The organism is Rhizobium sp. SEMIA 4085 (assembly GCF_013004495.1).
In the GTDB taxonomy this organism is placed as follows: Bacteria; Pseudomonadota; Alphaproteobacteria; order Rhizobiales; family Rhizobiaceae; genus Rhizobium; species Rhizobium gallicum.
In genome coordinates this window covers 1-910 of sequence record NZ_JABEPH010000698.1, presented here as the reverse complement: position 1 = coordinate 910, position 910 = coordinate 1, and the positions used below count along the sequence as shown (strand labels likewise).

General features: G+C 55.4%; 2 protein-coding genes. Both read right to left on the bottom strand.

Translation table 11 applies throughout. The features are described from left to right. Positions 1-141: 141 nt before the first annotated feature. Positions 142-399: a hypothetical protein gene (locus tag C9413_RS32470; RefSeq protein ID WP_040116029.1), complete on the bottom strand. Its 258-nt coding sequence runs from the start codon at positions 397-399 to the stop codon at positions 142-144. A 104-nt stretch (positions 400-503) separates the two neighbouring features. Next, on the bottom strand, positions 504-910 hold a 407-nt coding region (locus C9413_RS32465), incomplete at its 5' end, for a TfuA-like protein (protein ID WP_246703919.1).

Genomic DNA, 910 nt, shown 5'->3' with positions numbered 1-910 from the left:
CTTCGCAGCCGGGCGGCTGCGTTGCGTGCTATTACACAGGTTATGGCATTGCGCCGTCGAACAGGCTTGGCTTTTTGCCCAACCGACTTCGCTAACCGCGACGATGAAGCAACGAGCCATGGCCGAGCTTCGTCGGCCGGGCTAGTGCTTGTGCAGATTAATGGCGTCCACGGATAGCGTCAGGTCGGGCAGCCCCATTTCAGCGCCATCGCCGATTTCGCGGGTAACGGCCTTCAGGGCCAGGTCGAGCCAATGCGTCGCGTTGACAAGCTCAACGTCCTGTGCCGCGTATCTTGCGTAAGTGATCATTCGGGCGAGCGCGATGAGCTCATCCAATTCCTCAATGGATCTTGCATTGTGGCTTGAGTCATCCGGATTACCTGCAGAAGTGGCGCTCATCTCGATCTCCAAAATCTCTGAAGAACATATTGGGGATGACGGCGAAGAGCCCGTGAAAAACGCGTGACACAATCCATAGTTGCGCTAAGCGGCGCATACCCTTGTTAAATGGGCGAAACAAATGTCTCGTTCATATGCCAGGAAATCTCTCTATCAAGGGGGAAGTCACTGATGGCGCGAACAGCTTCCACAAGAGCAAGAGCATCAATCCGTTTCTGATCGACGGCGTTTGAGACCAGCAGCGAAAGCAAATCCCGGGGGACAGCCATGTTGGCCATGTCACAATCGGCGACGATCGATTGCCAGGTCCGTTCCTTGAAGAAGATTCGAGAAGCACCCTCCTCAAGCCTTACCCGCATGGCAGATGCAAGTTGCTTTTCGCTTTCCAACTTGTCGAGCGTTGCCCTGACATTCACGAGCGGCACCGTCAGGGATTTGTATCCATATTCCATTGGGCCGTGGAGCAAGGCGACGTCGGCGTCGTCGACGGTCGCGCCTTTCTCGTATTCAC

Excerpts from the sequence above, each read along its gene's own strand:
- C9413_RS32470 (WP_040116029.1), bottom strand. The coding sequence starts at position 399 with ATGAGCGCCACTTCTGCAGGTAATCCGGATGACTCAAGCCACAATGCA.